The sequence below is a fragment of the Mycetocola lacteus genome (assembly GCF_003667575.1).
GTDB classification, from domain to species: Bacteria; Actinomycetota; Actinomycetes; order Actinomycetales; family Microbacteriaceae; genus Mycetocola; species Mycetocola lacteus.
The window spans coordinates 614743-629953 of sequence record NZ_RCUY01000005.1 but is presented as its reverse complement, the minus strand read 5'-3'; the positions used below and the strand labels follow the sequence as shown (position 1 = coordinate 629953).

The 15211-nt window shown below is 66.5% G+C and carries 11 protein-coding genes; 8 read left to right on the top strand and 3 right to left on the bottom strand.

Annotated features, from left to right (window positions below; all coding sequences use genetic code 11):
• Window positions 1-343: 343 nt before the first annotated feature.
• Window positions 344-2452 (bottom strand): NPCBM/NEW2 domain-containing protein, encoded by a 2109-nt coding sequence (locus D9V34_RS08425; protein WP_121688370.1) that lies wholly within the window; start codon window positions 2450-2452, stop codon window positions 344-346.
• 204 nt (window positions 2453-2656) lie between these two features.
• Between D9V34_RS08425 and D9V34_RS08420 the strand changes: the two genes are divergently transcribed.
• The 6 genes from D9V34_RS08420 (at window position 2657) to D9V34_RS08395 (ending at window position 10437) form a co-directional block, all read left to right on the top strand.
• On the top strand, window positions 2657-4219 hold the full coding sequence (locus tag D9V34_RS08420; RefSeq protein ID WP_121688369.1) for an FAD-binding oxidoreductase: 1563 nt from the start codon (window positions 2657-2659) through the stop codon (window positions 4217-4219).
• Between the two features lie 145 nt (window positions 4220-4364).
• A complete protein-coding gene (gene nusA, locus D9V34_RS08415; protein WP_121688368.1) occupies window positions 4365-5354 on the top strand; it encodes a transcription termination factor NusA in 990 nt (329 codons plus the stop codon).
• Between the two features lie 67 nt (window positions 5355-5421).
• On the top strand, window positions 5422-5694 hold the full coding sequence (locus D9V34_RS08410; protein WP_342772997.1) for a YlxR family protein: 273 nt from the start codon (window positions 5422-5424) through the stop codon (window positions 5692-5694).
• 85 nt (window positions 5695-5779) lie between these two features.
• A complete protein-coding gene (gene infB, locus D9V34_RS08405) occupies window positions 5780-8647 on the top strand; it encodes a translation initiation factor IF-2 (protein WP_245991965.1) in 2868 nt (955 codons plus the stop codon).
• A gap of 549 nt (window positions 8648-9196) precedes the next feature.
• On the top strand, window positions 9197-9775 hold the full coding sequence (locus D9V34_RS17505) for a hypothetical protein (RefSeq protein WP_147441654.1): 579 nt from the start codon (window positions 9197-9199) through the stop codon (window positions 9773-9775).
• Between the two features lie 68 nt (window positions 9776-9843).
• Window positions 9844-10437 (top strand): hypothetical protein, encoded by a 594-nt coding sequence (locus D9V34_RS08395; RefSeq protein WP_121688365.1) that lies wholly within the window; start codon window positions 9844-9846, stop codon window positions 10435-10437.
• Here the strand turns inward: D9V34_RS08395 and D9V34_RS08390 are convergent.
• Both D9V34_RS08390 and D9V34_RS08385 read right to left on the bottom strand, forming a co-directional pair.
• Window positions 10410-11033: a TetR/AcrR family transcriptional regulator gene (locus D9V34_RS08390; protein WP_121688364.1), complete on the bottom strand. Its 624-nt coding sequence runs from the start codon at window positions 11031-11033 to the stop codon at window positions 10410-10412. The genes D9V34_RS08395 and D9V34_RS08390 overlap by 28 nt on opposite strands.
• Window positions 11034-11041: 8 nt before the next feature.
• On the bottom strand, window positions 11042-12880 hold the full coding sequence (locus D9V34_RS08385) for a glycoside hydrolase family 3 protein (RefSeq protein WP_121688363.1): 1839 nt from the start codon (window positions 12878-12880) through the stop codon (window positions 11042-11044).
• 163 nt (window positions 12881-13043) lie between these two features.
• On the opposite strand from D9V34_RS08385, the gene D9V34_RS08380 reads away from it, so the two are divergent.
• Window positions 13044-14372 carry an MFS transporter gene (locus D9V34_RS08380; RefSeq protein ID WP_121688362.1) on the top strand — a complete coding sequence of 443 codons (1329 nt, stop codon included), beginning with the start codon at window positions 13044-13046 and terminating at the stop codon, window positions 14370-14372.
• On the top strand, window positions 14369-15187 hold the full coding sequence (locus D9V34_RS08375) for a tyrosine-protein phosphatase (RefSeq protein WP_121688361.1): 819 nt from the start codon (window positions 14369-14371) through the stop codon (window positions 15185-15187). The genes D9V34_RS08380 and D9V34_RS08375 overlap by 4 nt, the downstream gene beginning before the upstream one ends.
• Window positions 15188-15211 lie beyond the last annotated feature (24 nt).

Genomic DNA, 15211 nt, shown 5'->3' with positions numbered 1-15211 from the left:
CCTGGGACGTCTGTGTTGCCGGGAGAGGCTGAGGTGCCCTCTGTGTCTGTATAGCCGGAGGGGGCAGACTGAGGTGCCCACAGCGTCGGTATTGCCCCGGACCGGCTACCCCTCTTGAGCAGGTACCCAGTTTTGACGTGTAAATGACGATTCAAAATGCCCATGCGTTAAAAAGCGAGTGGGTACCCGGCCCGCACTCCAAGCCCGGGGCCAAACACGCATCGCAAACACGCATCGCACACACGCACCGCACACACGCATCGTCACATACATACATACAGCCGGGCCGCGACGCGCAGTGGATGCGCGCCGCGGCCCGGCCTTAGGGGGTCTCGGATCGAGGCTAGTGGGCGCTGATCTTCAGGTTGGCCCAGTCGGCGCGGTCGTTGTAGCCGCCGTCACCGGCGTCGCCCACGTGCAGGGTCAGGTCGCGCACCCCGGTGAGGGAGACATCAAACGGGATCGCGTGGCCGCGGGTCACGGTACCGCTGTCCCAGATGGTCTGTCCGTCGGCGATCAGTGAGAAGGTCACCGTGCCACCGTCGGGTCCGACGTTGTTGACCACGTCATCCACCCCCACCACGCCGGTCAGCCGGGTGGCGGTGCCGCCGAGGTAGTAGCGGATGTCCGAGGGGCTGGCCACACCGAGGCCGGTCGGGTAGGTGGTTCCGGCGATCTTCAGCGGGCTGCCCCCGCCCACGCTGGCATCCACGCTCGGCGAGAGCCATCCGCTGGTGGCCGAGATCCACGGGTGAGCCGAGAGCGGCTGGTCGGTGCCGGTCGGCGGGGCCGGGGCCACGGTCACACCGAGGGCCGGGGCGTTGGCGGTGGTCTTGCCTCGCACGCCGATGTAGCGCACCGAGGTGCCCAGCGAGACGCTGCCGTTGCTGGCACCGGCGGGCACCACAAACTTGACCTTCACATCCACGCTCTTTCCGGCCTTGATCAGCGCGGGCTGCGATCCGACCACGCTTGCGCTCCAGCCGTTGGGTGCCGTGAACGAGACCTGGGGAGAGACCACGGGGATCGTGCCGTCGTTGTGCAGGGTCACGGTGCCGGTGAGGGTCGCGCCGGCCGAGGTCAGCACGTCTCCGCTGGCGGGAACCGGCTGGCCGTTGATCGCGGTGATCGCCGGGGTATCGGCGACCACGCGGGCACTCTGCGGCACGCCGGTAGCCTTCTTCACCACCAGGACCGCGACGCCGCGGGCAGGCACCGAGGCACGCAGGGTTCCGTTTGCTTCGGTGGTGGTGTGGGTCCAGGCGTCCTTCACGGTGACCCGCTTCGACGAGAGGCCCACGGCCGAGGTGGTGGTCGAGATGCTCACCGGGGCGTCGGTGCGGTTGACCAGCCCCACGGCCACCGAACCATCGGCCAGCGGCTTCACCCAGGTCTCGGTGTTGCCGGCCGCACCCACGCGGGTGGCCTGCTTGCCGAGACGGTCCTGGTTGATGGCCAGCAGATCCTTATTGGTCAGCGTCGCCAGGGTCTCGGGGGTGAAGGTGCGCGGGTCGCTGCCGATCACCAGCGGGGCGGCAGCCAGGGACCACAGCGCCATCTGTGAACGGAACTCCTCATCGGAGAGGCCCAGCTGGGGTCCCAGATAGTCGGGGTCGTTGAAGTGACCGGGACCGGCAACTTCGGGATGGGCGGCGTTGGCGTCGAAGTTACGCAGCACGTCGCGGTAGGTGATCTTGCCCACAAAGCCCACGTCGGTGTAGGTCCGCCAGGACTGGGCGATCGCCGGGGCGTAGCTCCAGGTGTGGGTGGACTGCTGGGACTCGGGGTAGTTGCCCCAGTCGGGGGAGGTGACCGGGTTGCAGATGTTCAGGATGATGTCGCGTCCGCTGGCGTTGTTGCGCAGCGCGGTCGCGAACTCGGTGTAGACGGTCTGCGGATCCAGGTCGGCGGCGATGCCACATAGGAAGTCGACCTTGACCGCGTCATACCCCCAGGCGGCGATGGTGTCGGCATCGGTCTGATAGTGACCGTAGCTCCCCAGGCCGCAGTGCTCGGGCATGAACGGACCGGCGTCGGTGTAGATACCGGCCTTGAGTCCGCGGGCGTGGATCGCATCGGCCACGGCCTTCATTCCGCCGGGGAAGCGGGCGGCATCCCCCTGCAGTTGTCCGTCGGCACCGCGCGGGGTGTCGGCCTGCCAGCCGCCATCCAGCCACACGATGTTGTAGCCGGCCTTGGCGAGGCCGCTGGAGTTCAGAAAATCGGCCACCTCGATGACCTTATCGGTGGTGAAATCCCCACCCAGACCGAAGTAGGTGTTCCAACCCTGGTAGGGGGTGGCACCCAAAACGGGTGGGGTGCTCGGCTGATGATACGAGCTGGAGGTCGCGGGTTCGGCCGGGGCCGCCTGCGCGGGAAGGGCCGCGGAGGTAGCGGCGGCGATACCCAGTATCGCGGCGGCGCCAATCCCCAATAAGCGCTGTAAGGACATGCATTCTCCTGACGTCGTTGTCGCCCCGAACACTTCGGGGGTGGGGCCATAAAACCGCATTGCACCGGCCGGGCAATATGCATCGCTCGACTGAATACCTGGAGAAGTTGATGATTGGACCTCTCGAAATTCCCGCGCGGCGGCCTAGTTAGGGATAGCCTGACGACAGCTACAAACTGAGTGATATCGAGGGGGGAGCGCCGGATGGAACTGGAGCGTCGTCACTTTCTGATTCTGGGTGCGCTGGCGCTCGCCGGATGTGCGCCGGTGAAAAATCCCGGCCCGAGTGGATCGCCGAGCATTCTCCCGAGCCCGTCACCCTCACCCTCGGTCTCGGCCGGACCTCCGGACTGGGACGCGCTGGCTCAGAGCCTCGGCGACCGGCTGCTGCGCCCCGGCAGCGAGGCGTATCGGGCCGCCGTGCCCACCGAGATTCCCGTATACGACGGGGCCGCGCCGCCGGCGATTGTGCGCGCCCAGGACGCCGCCGACGTGGCCACCGCGGTGAGCTTCGCCGCCGCCTCGGGGCTGCACGTCGCGACCCGTTCGGGCGGCCACAACTATGCGGGCTGGTCCAGCGGGGGCGGCGGAAACACCGGTCTGCCCGAGGAACTGGTGATCAACGTCCACGGGCTGAACTCGGTCGAGGTGGATCCGGGTACCGGTGTCGCCCGCATCGGTGCCGGCGCGCCCCTCGCGCTGGTCTACGAGAAGCTCGCGGCGGCGGGCCGGGCCATCGGCGGCGGCAGCTGCGGCTCGGTGGGCATCGGCGGCCTCGCGCTGGGCGGGGGAGTGGGTGTGCTCGCCCGCGCGTTTGGACTCACCAGCGATCAGGTGGCGGCGATCGAGATCGTGACCCCGGATGGAAAGACCCGCACCGTGGATGCCAACACCGATCCCGACATCTTCTGGGCCTGCCGCGGCGGGGGCGGTGGCCTGCTCGGCGTGGTTACCGCGTTCCACCTGAACACCAAGCCCGCGCCCGAGGTCACCATGTACTTCCTCTCCTGGGATGCCCGCAACGCTCCGGCGGTCATCGCCGCCTGGCAGGAGTGGGCCCCGCAGGCGGATCCGCAGCTGTGGTCCACGCTCAAGCTGCTGACCGGATCCACGCATCCGGGCGGGGCTTCGCTGAGTGTTTCGGGCACCTGGATCGGGCCGAATGGTGGACACACCGCGGCCCTCGCCGGCCTGCTGAGTCGGGTCCCCGCGCCCACCCGTAACCAGGCAACCCGGCACGGCTATCTCGATGCGATGATGCGCTATGCGGGCTGCGCCGGATCCACCGCCGCGCAGTGCGTCTCGGGCCCGGGTGGCAAGCTCACCCGCACCTCGTTTGCCGCAACCTCGGGGATCGCAACCCGGGCGCTCTCTGCCACGGAGATCACCGCGCTGATCCAGGCCACCGAGGCCGTGGGAAAGGTGGCGGGGGTGACCGAGGGCGGGTTCTCCTTCGACGCGCTCGGCGGCCAGGCCAACGCCCTCGGTGCCGATGCGACCGCGTTTGGACACCGCGGCGCGCTGTTCAGCGCCCAGTACACGGCAAACTTTGCCGACGGCGCGAACCCCGATCCCTACCGCAGTGCGGTCCGATCGCTGCGGGCGGTCACGACCCCGGCCTGGGGCCCCGGAGCCTACGTCAACTACCCCGACGCGGGCATCGAAAACCCGGCCACCGCCTACTTTGGCGACAACGCGGCCCGGCTGAAGAAGATCCGCGCGAGCGTCGACCCGCGCGGGGTTTTCCCCGCCTGGCAGCTCGGCTAGCCATCCCCATCGCCTAGAGTTCGCCCAGACTTGGGGAATTCGCGGCGTTCGAGGTGACGAAGCGGCCAAAAATCCGGTACGGTTATAGATCGACCCCGCGCCAGAGCGCAGGGTTTTGTGTAGCTGAATATAGAGGAGGCCTCCGATGGATATCGACCTCAGTGTGTTGAAACTGACCGAGCGGGAAACCGAAATCCCGTTTGATGAACTGGCGGGGATTATTGAGCAGGCCATCCTCACGGCCTACCTGAAGCACGTCACCCAGGAGGGCCAGGCCGAACCCTCGGCGCGCGTCCACCTGGACCGCAAGACCGGCCACGTCGCCGTGCTGCTGCACGAGCTGGACGAAGAGGGCGAGATCATCGGCGAGTCCGAGGCTGACCTCGACGACTTCGGCCGTATCGCCGCCTATGCGGCCAAGCAGGTGATTACCCAGCGTCTGCGCGACATCGCCGATGACGGCGTGCTGGGCGAGTTCAAGGACCGCGAGGGAGACATCGTTGCCGGTGTCATCCAGCAGGGCCCGAACCCCAAGATGATCCACATCGACCTCGGCACCGTCGAGGCGATCCTGCCCCCCGAGGAGCAGGTTCCCGGCGAGGACTACTCGCACGGTCGCCGCATCCGTGTCTACGTGACCGCCGTGGCCAAGGGCACCAAGGGCCCGCAGATCACCGTGTCGCGGACCCACCCGGGCCTCGTGCGCAAGCTGTTTGCACTCGAGGTTCCCGAGATCGCCAACGGCCTGGTCGAGATCGTCTCGCTAGCCCGCGAAGCCGGTCACCGCACCAAGATCGCCGTGCGCGCCACCGACTCCTCGATCAACGCCAAGGGTGCCTGCATCGGTGAGATGGGTCGCCGTGTGCGCGCCGTCAACGAGGAGCTGGGCAACGAGAAGATCGACATCGTCGACTACTCGCCGAACCTGCCGACCTTCGTGTCGAACGCGCTGTCCCCGGCGAAGGTGTCCAGCGCCTTCATCCTGGATGAGTCGATCAAGGCCGTTCGCGCCCTGGTTCCCGACTTCCAGCTGTCGCTGGCCATCGGCAAGGAGGGTCAGAACGCACGACTCGCCGCCAAGCTGACCGGTGCCAAGATCGATATTCAGCCCGACAGCATTCTCGAAGGCGAATAACCACGGCTAAATCGCGGCGCTCGAACATCGGGCGCCGCGATCTTCGCCGAGCGCGAATCGCCGAGGAATGGCGAGAACCCACAAAGGGGGTAAGATGGAAGCCGTTAGAACGTGCGTTGGATGCCGTACTCGCGCCGCGCGATCCTCCCTGTTGAGGGTTGTGCTGCGGGGAAATGCGGTGGTTGTCGACGAGACTGCATCGCTCCCCGGACGTGGAGCCTGGGTGCATCCAACACTGCAGTGCTTCGGTACGGCAATCAAGCGACGGGCCTTCGGCCGGGCGCTGCGATTCACCGGAGTGCTGGACGTGCAAACCCTAGAGAACAGGCTGAATGGCTAATGGACAACTAATGAGCGGCTCGAAATGAGACCCGTCCGTTACTAATGGTCTGCCCACTGTCTGGGCAGGCCCAGACAGGAGAGAAGTGGCTGTAAAACAGCGCGTGCACGAAATCGCTGCAGAGCTGAACGTGGACAGCAAGGTAGCCCTTGCAAAGCTTAAGGAGCTTGGCGAGTTCGTCAAGTCCCCGTCCTCGACGATTGAACCCCCCGTAGTACGTAAGCTGCGCGAGGCACTCATCGCCGATGGTGCCGCCGGTGCGTCCGCACCCGCAGCAACTCCGGCTCCGGCCGCGGGCACCAAGCCTGCCGCCGCGAAGCCCGCAACCCCGGCTGCCGCCCCCGCGGCAACCCCCGGTGCGGCAAAGCCCGCGGCCGCGAAGCCCGCCGCGGCAAAGCCTGCCACCGCGAAGCCCGCTGCCGCGAAGCCCGCCGCTGCTGCCCCGGCAGCTCCGGCTGCCGCCAAGCCGGCGGCTGCCAAGCCCGCCGCAGAGGCTAAGCCCGCCTCGGCGAAGCCCGGTGCTGCCAAGCCCGCCGCGGCCAAGCCCGCGACCCCCGGTTCCGCGGCGAAGCCCGGCGCTCCGCGTCCGGGTAACAACCCGTTTGCCTCCTCGCAGGGCATGGGGCAGCAGCCTCCTCGCCCCGCGGGCACCCCGCGTCCGGGTAACAACCCGTTCGCTTCCTCGCAGGGTATGGGTCAGCGACCCACCCCCGGCAACATTCCCCGTCCGCAGGCTCCGCGCCCGCAGGCACCCCGTCCCGGTTCGCCGCGTCCCGGCGCTCCGCGTCCGGGTGGTGCCGGTCGTCCCGGCGGTGCCGGTGGCGGATTCCAGCGTCCCGGTGGCGGCGCGGGTCGTCCCGGTGGCTTCCAGCGTCCCGGCGGTGCCGGTGCTGGTGCCGGTGCGGGTGCTCCCGCAGCCGGTGGTTTCCAGCGTCCCGGTGGTGGCTTTAGCGGCCCCCGTCCCGGTGGCGGTGGCGGTCGTGGCCGTGGTCCCGGTGGTGGTACTGCCGGTGCGTTCGGTCGCGGTGGCGGCAAGAGCAAGGCACGGAAGTCGAAGCGGACGAAGCGGGCAGAATTCGAGCTGCGGGAAGCCCCGTCGCTCGGTGGTGTCTCGGTTCCCCGTGGTGACGGATCGACCCCGATCCGTCTGCGCCGCGGTGCATCGATCGCCGACTTCGCCGACAAGATTGAGGCCCTGACCGGTTTCCCGGTTCAGCCCGGTAACCTCGTCACGGTGCTGTTCCACCTCGGTGAGATGGCAACCGCGACCGAGTCGCTGGATGAGGCCACCTTCGACGTGCTCGGTTCCGAGCTCGGCTACAAGATTCAGATGGTTTCCCCCGAGGACGAGGACCGCGAGCTGCTCGACGGCTTCGACATCGACCTGGACGGCGAGCTGGAGGCCGAGACCGAGGACATGCTCGAGGCGCGTCCGCCGGTTGTGACCGTCATGGGTCACGTTGACCACGGTAAGACCAGCCTGCTTGACGCCATCCGCAACGCGGATGTGGGTAAGGGCGAGGCCGGTGGAATCACCCAGCACATCGGTGCGTACCAGGTGCAGACCACCCACGAGGGCATCGAACGTAAGATCACCTTCATCGACACCCCGGGTCACGAGGCGTTCACCGCCATGCGTGCCCGTGGTGCTCAGGTCACCGACATCGCGATCCTCGTGGTCGCGGCGGACGACGGCATCATGCCGCAGACCGTTGAGGCCCTGAACCACGCCCAGGCAGCGAACGTGCCGATCGTGGTCGCGGTGAACAAGATCGATAAGGACGGCGCCAACTCGGCCAAGGTGCGTCAGCAGCTGACCGAGTACGGCCTGGTTTCCGAAGAGTACGGTGGAGACGTCATGTTCGTCGACGTCTCGGCTCGCAAGAACATCGGTATCACCGACCTGCTGGACGCCGTTCTGCTCACCGCAGACGCCGGCCTGGACATGCGTGCGAACCCGAACAAGGACGCCCGCGGTGTGGCCATCGAGGCCAAGCTGGACAAGGGTCGTGGTTCGGTTGCTACCGTGCTGATCCAGTCCGGTACCCTGCGCATCGGTGACGCCATCGTTGCCGGTACCGCCTACGGTCGCGTTCGTGCCATGGCCGACGAGAACGGCAACGCCGTTGCCGAGGCCGGTCCCTCGCGTCCGGTGCAGGTGCAGGGTCTCTCCAGCGTTCCGCGCGCCGGTGACACCTTCATCGTCACCGAGGAGGACCGTACCGCCCGTCAGATCGCCGAGAAGCGTGAAGCCGCCGAGCGTAACGCTCAGCTGGCCAAGGCTCGCAAGCGCATCAGCCTGGAAGACTTCACCCGTGCACTCGAAGAGGGCAAGGTCGAGTCGCTCAACCTCATCATCAAGGGTGACGTTTCCGGTGCCGTTGAGGCCCTGGAAGAGTCGCTGCTCAAGATCGAGGTTGATGAGAGCGTGCAGCTGCGCATCATCCACCGTGGTGTGGGTGCGGTCACCGAGTCGGACGTCAACCTGGCGACCATCGACAACGCGATCATCATCGGCTTCAACGTCCGTCCGGACACCAAGGCCCGCGAGCGTGCAGCTCGTGAGGGTGTTGACATCCGCTTCTACTCGGTGATCTACAACGCCCTCGAGGACGTAGAGAACTCGCTGAAGGGTATGCTCAAGCCCGAGTACGAAGAGGTCCAGTCCGGTGTGGCCGAGATCCGCGAGGTCTTCCGCTCCTCCAAGTTCGGAAACATCGCTGGTGTTATCGTTCGCTCCGGTACGATCACCCGAAACGCCAAGGCTCGCGTTATCCGCGACGGCGTCGTGGTGGGCGACAACCTGGCCATCGAGTCGCTGCGTCGCTTCAAGGACGATGTCACCGAGGTCCGCACGGACTTCGAGGCTGGTATCGGTCTGGGCAAGTTCAACGACATTCAGATCGGTGACGAGATCGAGACCACCGAGATGAAGGAGAAGCCCCGCGTCTAATCCCGCAGGCTGACCCATACGGCTCCGCCCCCGGCACCTTCTGGTGCCGGGGGCGGAGTCGTTTTCTCTTGTCCTAGGGGTCCTTCATTCCGTTCGGTCAAGAATTTAATGGCCCCCGGGGGCCCAATGATAAATCCGGTTATCGCTCGGATAATGATGCCGTCACGGTAGCGCTCAGATCATCTTGCTCCGGGCTAATGCTTGTACTGACAAAGTCGACTTCGGTTCTCGATCCGCGTGTTGATCGAGACGCCCGGCCTCCCCTTGGATATCAATGGGGATCGGGATTTCAATTCCCGCGAGAAAGCATCACCGTGGTACTGACATATGAATGAACGTGGCTTCACATTCGGGGAGTATTTGCGCCTGAAATCGTCCCTAGGTTCCCCGATCGAGCGGCCGTGTAGTTCGGCGTGAAGCTGAGTTACCACCGCCGTGTCCGGAGAAGTCTCGAGCAGCGCTCCGATTTTGCTTGTGTCTCAACCCCTGTAGTTGGAGGCTTCGCACATGACCTGAAGCTGATTGGAGCTCAAAATGAATGTACACAGCATGAGCAAGAGTATTCGAGGTGTTATCGCCGTCGTCGGGATTGCATCTCTGGTCGCGTTGGGCGCGGTGGGGAGCGCTAATGCGACCGAGACCAAACGATCTCCGGAACCACTCGGGCTTGTCGGATTTGATACCGTCGTAGCCGCCGCCCACGGATTCGAAGTACGGACGGATATAAACGGCTATAAGTGTTCGATACCGCAAAACTCCCCGCCGAGCCTCTGCCCCAGCGATTTTCGACTGGGCGAAGCGAATCAGGGAAAGGCTTCCACGTACAACACCGTGCGGGATACCTGCGGATACTCCTACCTCTACTGGACCAGTTCGGGCAGGGGCTACGAGACCGGGTACTACATCAACGCGTCGGCAGGGTTCGCACTCACCCACACCTGGAGTCTCTTCTTCACGACCACCTCCGGTCCGGAGCTTCGAGATCACTCGGGGATCGCGCCCTGGGGTGGACGAAGCTGGAGCGCAACGGGAACCCTTGACGGCGGTGGGCAAAGCGGTAGTGCCTCCGGCACCGTGTTCCTGAACAACGGTGGAATCTGCGTTTCTAAGGGCCCCGTTGCAAACTAGCCAGCGGTTTTTGGCCGTTGGGCTCCGAGGGAGCGGTGGTCGCAACATGACTCGGGAGGGAACGACCAATGCAACAGAAGACGAATCACGGATGGATAGCGGTTACAGGTGACGATGAATTGCCTTTCATCCTGGCGCTGGTCGCCGCCGATTTTTATGATCTCAGCGAGGTTCATGGCTTACCGAGGATTGATCTGCCGGCCATGATATCCAGATTCAGCCGATACGCGTTGGCCGAACTTCCGTCGCTGCCACGGGCGGAGCTGTCCGAATGGTGGCAGGCTCTCCTGAGCGCACCCGGCTTGCCAACGCCACCGCCGGGTGTAACACCCTACGTTGATGCCTTGAACGCGGCCGGGATCAGTACCTGGTCGATCTCGTGGCAGGAATCATGGCGTCGATGGTCGCGCACGCGAGGCGAGGCGGATTATGGAGTCTACGCGGCCATCATGAGCGAGTGGGAGTCTGCCCGCGCGCGAAACTCGCCGGATTTCAGGCTGAGCGTGCACGTTCTTCCGTTGAAAACAGAATCGGTGTGGACCTTCGAAAACCACGTGTTTGTGAGCGAATATGCCTGGCGGGACGCATCGAAGTTTCCGGCGCAGTTGCGAACAATTCTGTTCTCTGCCGCCGATCAGGCAGTGCGTGCCACCGAGGCATAGAGGCGGTTGAGGGCTCGGGTGAAGACGGGGATGTAGTCGATGACCTCGGGGGAGACGACGACCTGGCCGCGCACACCCTCGTTCAGGGCGAGGGCCTCCAGCACAAACTGTTGCGGGTCGGTGTCGGGGACAAGTTCGCCGGTGTCGATGCCGCGCTGCACGATCGGCACCAGGGTCGCGAGCGAGGTTTCTAGGACGTGGCGCAGGTGTCCGCTGGCGGGGCTGTCCTCCAGCAGGGCCTCGCCGCTCAGGACCGCGCGGAAGCGTAGCAGCGCGGGCTCGTCGGCGGACGAGGCGGCACCGGCGATCAGGCGGTCCATCAGGTCGCGCACGCTGGTCGCGGCCGAGGGATCGTGGCGAGCGTAGGCGTCCTCGCGGTGGGCGACCACCGCGTTGAACAGGTTTTCCTTGCTCCCGAAGTGGTGGAGCACGCCCGCATCGGTGACCCCGACCTCCGCGGCGATCTTGGCCACGGTCGCCCGGGTATAGCCCACCCGGGCGAAGTGCTCGGCCGCAACCTCGATGATTCGGCGCTGCCGCTTGAGCCCGCTGGGGCGCGGGGTCTTGGCCGGAACCTTCGACTCGGACGTGCTCATCAAAACCTCTACTCGCTCGGGGACTTCGATCCCGTGCCGGCCAGGGCCTTCGTGACTGGCCGAGGGCTACCCCCGGGCCAGATCAGGCCGTGTCCAAAACGGAATACCGGATCCACGGTATCGAAGGGAACGTCGGTTCGGGAGGCCGCCACGGCGGCGGTGGACCGGGGCAGATCAAACGGTAAGGTTCCGTTCACCGGCTGATAACCAAAGATCGCATCCAGCACAATCTCATCCTCGACCCCGAAGGTCCCGAGCAGCGCGGTCGCCGCCTCGGCGATCTCGGGCAGCGCGGTGGGGCGCTCCAGATAGACGTCGATCACCGTGGGAACCGTGGCGCACAGCGTCAGCAGGTGCGTAAGCTGCGCGGGTGGAAACTCCAGCGCCCCGTCGTGGAAGGCACCGGCGAGCAGGCCCTCGCGCTCCTCGAAGGGGGCGTCCACCCGGATAATCGCCAGGTCGGCCTCGGCCGGATCGGTGACCACCTCGCCGTAGGCGGCGAGGGTTTCGGCGGGGATGCCCTCGGCGTAGAGGCGCATGCCGTCCCGGCCCGGTGCCTCACCGGTCAGCGCCACGACGCTCGCCCGCCGGGTGGCCAGGGCCACCGCCCGGTGCTCGGCGGTGGTCGCCGGGAACGCGGCCCGGGCGGGATCCACGTGCACGGGGGAGAGGCGCACCACCGAGTCCTCGGCGGAGGAAGCATCCACCTCGGTTAGCAGGCCCAGCGCCAGGCGGTCGGCGAGCACTCGGCGCACCGAGATATCCAGGCGCTCCTCGGTGACCTCTCCGGCGGCAACCGCATCGGTGATCAGGGAGGGATCATCCTCGCCGCCCAGCTGATCCACACCGGCGGCAAACAGGCGGCCGACCCGTTGGATCGGCGTCAGGTGTTCCACGCCCCAGGCGCGCACCGGCAGTTCGAACCCCAGCGCGGGCAGCCGCATCCCGGTGACCACGTTGAAATCGGTGACCACCAGACCCTCAAAGCCGAGTTCCCCGCGCAGCAGATCGGTGATGATCGAGCGGGCAAACGCAAAGCCCACGCTCTCATGCGGGGTGTCCAGCGGGGCCGCGTAGCCGGGCATGACCCGGGTGGCACCCGCATCGAGGGCGTCCACAAATGGGCGCACGTGGTCGTTGAAGCGTCCGCCCGGATAGACGGTGTGTGCACCCTCGGCAAAGTGCGAGTCGAGTCCGTCCCGCTGTGGCCCGCCACCGGGGAAGTGCTTCACCGTGGCGGCCACGCTGTGCGGGCCCAGGGTGTCGCCCTGAAGTCCGCGAACCCAGGCGGCGCTGATGCGCCCGGCACGCTCAGGATCCTCCCCGAAGGTTCCCGAGATACGTGCCCAGCGCGCCTCGGTAGCCAGGTCCGCCATCGGATGCACGGCCACGCTGATCCCGCACGCGCGCAGCTCCCGCGCCATCGCCCGCGCCGCCCGCTCGGTCAGGGACGGGTCATCGGCGGCGGCGAATCCGATCGGCTCGGGGAAGCGGCTGAGGCCCGAGCTCACCAGCGCGGTCTGCACGTTGAAGCGCGACCCGTGACGCGGATCCGAGGCAACCTGCACGGGGAGTCCCAGGCGGGTGCGTGCGGCGAGGTCCTGGAGAGAATTGTGCCAGGTGGCGATGGCCTCGGCCGGGGGCGCGTTCATCAGCAGTACCGAGGAGATGCCCCGGTTCACGATCAGTTCGGTGGCCGGCACAAAACCAAAGGGTGCGGCCGGATCATCCCCCTCCCAGAGGCTCCCATCGGGGTTCGCGACGATCCGCGCCACACACAGGGCCGCGGCCTTTTCGGCGAGGGTCATCGAGGCGAGGATCCGCTCGATCAGGGGGATCTGGGTCATGCTGCTCCTTGAAATCGCGACGGCTGAGTGACCGCCTAATGCCAGCCTAGGCAGCGGAGGACAAGCGCTGGCCGAAGTTAACTTAGTGGTCACTAAGTCTTTTCCGGGATGTTAAGAAGCGCTGCTGAACTGAGCCCAACTTCACGAAAGGAAGCCCTCAGACATGTCCCTCCCCACCCCGTCCGGCACCGTCCCCATGCGCCGGATCCTCGCGTTCTCCCTCCTGGAGCTGGTCGCGTTGGGATCGCTCGCCACCCCGCTCGTTGTGGGTCTCTCGCTGCGCGTGCTGCAGCTCGTCCCGGAGAGCGGTAAGGAGGCCGGGCTTGCCGCGGTCACCGCCGCGGGGGCGATTGCCGCCCTGTTGTCCAACCCGATCTTCGGTTACCTCTCCGACCGCACCACCAGCCGATTCGGGCGCCGTCGCCCGTGGCTCGTGGCCGGAACCACCCTCGGCCTGCTGGGTGCGCTGATCGCGACCTTCGCGCCCAACCTGGCCGTGCTGGTGATCGCCTGGGTGATCGCCCAGATCGGCTACAACGCCGCCCTGGCCTCGCTCAGCGCGCTGCTCGCCGACCAGATTCCCGAGCACCAGCGTGCCCGCGCCTCGGGTCTGTTTGGGGCGTTCGGCTTCTTGGGTCTCGTGCCCGCCCTGCTGGTGTCGACGATCTTCTCCGGGTCGATCCCGGTGATCATGCTGTTCATGCCGGTGGTGGCCGTGATCGTGACCGTGCTGGTGTGCTGGAAGATCCCCGACCCCGCCGTGGCTGCCTCGGCGGTGCCCAAGGTGCGTCTGCGTACGGTGTTTACCGCGATGTTTGTGAACCCGTTTACCTATCCGCTGTTCACCCTCGCCTGGATCCAGCGCTTCGCGATGCAGTTCGGCTACACCGTGGTGGGTACCTTCGGACTGTTCTACCTGATGCTGCGCCTGGGACTCGACGTCCCGCACGCCACCCCGCTGGTGACCCTGTCCACCCTGGTCGGGGCGACCCTCAACTTCGTGGCGGCCTTCGCAGGCGGCTACCTGGCCTCGCGCCGCGGCAACTACGTGCCCTTCCTGGTCGGATCGGCCGTGCTGCTGGCGATCACCCTGCTGATGAAGGCCTTCACCGATAGCCTCTCGATCTTCTGGATCAGCACCGCCCTGGCCGGATTCGCCCTCGGCTGCTACTACGCGGTGGACCTGGCCATCGCCCTGCGCACGATCCCCGCCCGCGACGCCGGACGCTACCTCGGTGTGTTCAACGTGGCCAAGACCCTGCCGCAGTCCCTCGCCCCGATTGCCGCCCCGCTGATCATCATGATCGGACACGGCGACCCGATTTCCGGCGGCGATAAGAACTACGCCGCCCTCTATATCGTGGCCGCCGTACTGGTACTTGGCTCGCTGATCACCGTGCCCTGGCTGATGCCCGCGCTGCGTCGTAGTAAGACCGAGCAGGCCGTCGCCGGAGTGAGCACCGACGTGCCCGCAGCCGAGGTGCGCGCATGAGCGTCGAGCGCATCGCGTTGAGCGCGAGCTTCAACACCCGCGAAACCGCCGGGTTGCCGGTGCGGGGTGGCGGAGTGATTCGTCCCAACGTACTGTGGCGCTCGGATGCGGTCCCCGTACTCACCGAGGCGGACCTTGCGCTGCTGGATGGCCGCCTGCACACGGTGATCGATCTGCGCAGCGAGACCGAGCGCGCGAGCCTGCCGAGCGCACTCGAGGCGGTTGCTGTCGAACTGCACCGGATCGATCTGGCCGCCGGAGCCCTGCCGAGTGGAGGTTCATCCGGCGACGAGGATCCCACCGCGGCGATGCTCGCGCAGATCCCCTCGCTGGAGACTCTGTATCGGGGCATCCTGACCGAGGCCGGACCGGTGATCGCCGAGATCGCCCGGGCGGTCACCGCCGCGGCCCCGCACGGGGCCACGCTGATCCACTGCACCGCGGGAAAGGACCGCACCGGTGTGAGCGTCGCGCTGCTGCTGGACGCCGTGGGTGTCGAGCGCGACGCCGTGGTCGAAAACTACGCGCAGACCGCCGAGAACCTGGCGGGGGAGTGGGCCGAGCGCATGTACGCCGCGATCACCGCCCACGGGGTTCCGCTGACCGAGGGTATTCGTGAGCTGGTATCGGCCAGCCCCGCGGAGGTCATGGCGGAACTGCTGGCGGGTCTGGACGCCGAGTATCCCGACGCGTCCTCCGGGGCACGCGGATACCTGGCCGCCCACGGCCTGACCGAAGCCGAACTGGCAGGGCTGGATGCGGTGCTTATTACACCCGCGGGTGCGGGTTATATTTCGGGGGTGTCGCTGCCCTAGACTGGTGGTTGCCCGATCGAGTTC

What these genes read in the sequence shown, in the direction of transcription:
- D9V34_RS08390 (WP_121688364.1), bottom strand. Translation starts at nt 11,033, where the DNA reads ATGAGCACGTCCGAGTCGAAGGTTCCGGCCAAGACCCCGCGCCCCAGC.
- D9V34_RS08385 (WP_121688363.1), bottom strand. Translation starts at nt 12,880, where the DNA reads ATGACCCAGATCCCCCTGATCGAGCGGATCCTCGCCTCGATGACCCTC.
- D9V34_RS17505 (WP_147441654.1), top strand. Translation starts at nt 9,197, where the DNA reads ATGAGCAAGAGTATTCGAGGTGTTATCGCCGTCGTCGGGATTGCATCT.
- D9V34_RS08380 (WP_121688362.1), top strand. Translation starts at nt 13,044, where the DNA reads ATGTCCCTCCCCACCCCGTCCGGCACCGTCCCCATGCGCCGGATCCTC.
- nusA (WP_121688368.1), top strand. Translation starts at nt 4,365, where the DNA reads ATGGATATCGACCTCAGTGTGTTGAAACTGACCGAGCGGGAAACCGAA.
- D9V34_RS08420 (WP_121688369.1), top strand. Translation starts at nt 2,657, where the DNA reads ATGGAACTGGAGCGTCGTCACTTTCTGATTCTGGGTGCGCTGGCGCTC.
- D9V34_RS08375 (WP_121688361.1), top strand. Translation starts at nt 14,369, where the DNA reads ATGAGCGTCGAGCGCATCGCGTTGAGCGCGAGCTTCAACACCCGCGAA.
- D9V34_RS08425 (WP_121688370.1), bottom strand. Translation starts at nt 2,452, where the DNA reads ATGTCCTTACAGCGCTTATTGGGGATTGGCGCCGCCGCGATACTGGGT.
- D9V34_RS08395 (WP_121688365.1), top strand. Translation starts at nt 9,844, where the DNA reads ATGCAACAGAAGACGAATCACGGATGGATAGCGGTTACAGGTGACGAT.
- D9V34_RS08410 (WP_342772997.1), top strand. Translation starts at nt 5,422, where the DNA reads ATGGCGAGAACCCACAAAGGGGGTAAGATGGAAGCCGTTAGAACGTGC.